This window comes from Actinomadura alba, from assembly GCF_014323705.1.
Lineage (GTDB): Bacteria > Actinomycetota > Actinomycetes > Streptosporangiales > Streptosporangiaceae > Actinomadura_C > Actinomadura_C alba.
The window spans coordinates 1-1,426 of record NZ_JABVEC010000086.1 but is presented as its reverse complement, the minus strand read 5'-3'; the positions used below and the strand labels follow the sequence as shown (position 1 = coordinate 1,426).

Genomic DNA, 1,426 nt, shown 5'->3' with positions numbered 1-1,426 from the left:
GTAGAGAGCCTTTCTGAACGCCCCTTGGTTCCACCAGTGTCCACGGTCATCCAGGAATACTGTTAGTAACCGCGTTAGCACCCCCAGCGCCCGCGCGACTAGTCCACCTGGACCTCGCCTGACCACTGGCCGTAGAAACCCTGTGTTGGCTGCGTCCCCCTCCCGTTAGCCTGCCCTCGTGACCGACACACCAGCCCCGAGCGAGCAGCAGTCAGACCTAGCTGGCCTCCGTGAGCGCTTCCCCGGTTTCTACAAGGACGATCTACAGGACTTCGTCACGAACGGCCTGGTCACCTTCGACACCAATGCACTGTTCGACGTCTATCGCTTCAACCAGCGAGCACGCACGGAGTTCCTCGCAGCCCTGCGCCTACTCGAAGATCGTCTCTGGATCTCTAACCGTGTCGGTCAGGAGCTACTTGAGAACCGCTCTACCGTTATCAAGGACGCGGCCCGCGCTACCAATGAACTAGACACCGACCTTAGCAAGCACTTCGATGAGGCTGTAGGCATAGTTCGGAAGTTCGGTAAGCGACGCGGATTCTCCGAAAGCCAAGTGAACAGGCTTGTCGAACGACTGCGCAGTAGCCAGGCTAGTATTGTCCAGCAGGCTGATCGATGGATTCAGTTCGATCTCAAGGGCGATGAACCACCTCATAGAGATCCCATTCTGCAAAATCTCGAAGAGGTAATCGGCTCGAAGGTCGGTCCACTTCTATCCGACACCAAGGCCGCCGAGCAAGAGGCGCTGTCGCGCTTCGATCGTGAGATGCCTCCGGGGTACCAAGACTGGCGCAAGGAGAAGCAAAGGGCAGTTGGCGACTGCCTTATCTGGTTCCAGCTTATGGAGGAAGCAGCGAGGCGCAAGGTTCCAATTCTTATGGTAACCAATGAACGTAAGGCCGATTGGGTCGTCAAGAACAAGGACGACGAGATCATCGCTCCACGCCCCGAACTGGTACTTGAGATGAAGGAGACAACTGGTCTGTCCTTTCAACTCATCAACATTCAAGACTTCCTAATCTACGCAAAGAAACACCTTGGGGCCACGGTTAGCGACACAACCGTACAACAGGCCAAGTCGCCCAATCGCAATTTTTCTAACGATGAACTAAAGCTAAGGCGAATGATTAAAGCTGAAGGCGGCATTGCCACCGTAAGAGCATCATCAACCGATAATGGGGAGGTGTTTCTGGAAGTAAAGTCGTTTGACGGCAACCTACTTATTGTGAGGCCAGGCCAACTCGAACTAGAGACTCTAAACTTCCTGAAAGCCATTCAGGATATCGATCCCGCCAAGTTGAAGGACTCGCGTCGTAGACGTATCGATCAATGATCATGCTTATCTCAGTCCTTGACTTTCGACTGAGAGCACTTGGACGACAGTCTGAGCCCGGAATCCGCGTGCTGGCTCCTCTGTGCTTCG

The 1,426-nt window shown here is 54.4% G+C and carries 1 protein-coding gene; it reads left to right on the top strand.

Annotated elements, in window-relative coordinates:
• Positions 1-178: 178 nt before the first annotated feature.
• Positions 179-1,336 (top strand): PIN-like domain-containing protein, encoded by a 1,158-nt coding sequence (locus HKK74_RS38825; RefSeq protein ID WP_187248432.1) that lies wholly within the window; start codon positions 179-181, stop codon positions 1,334-1,336.
• Positions 1,337-1,426: the final 90 nt, after the last annotated feature.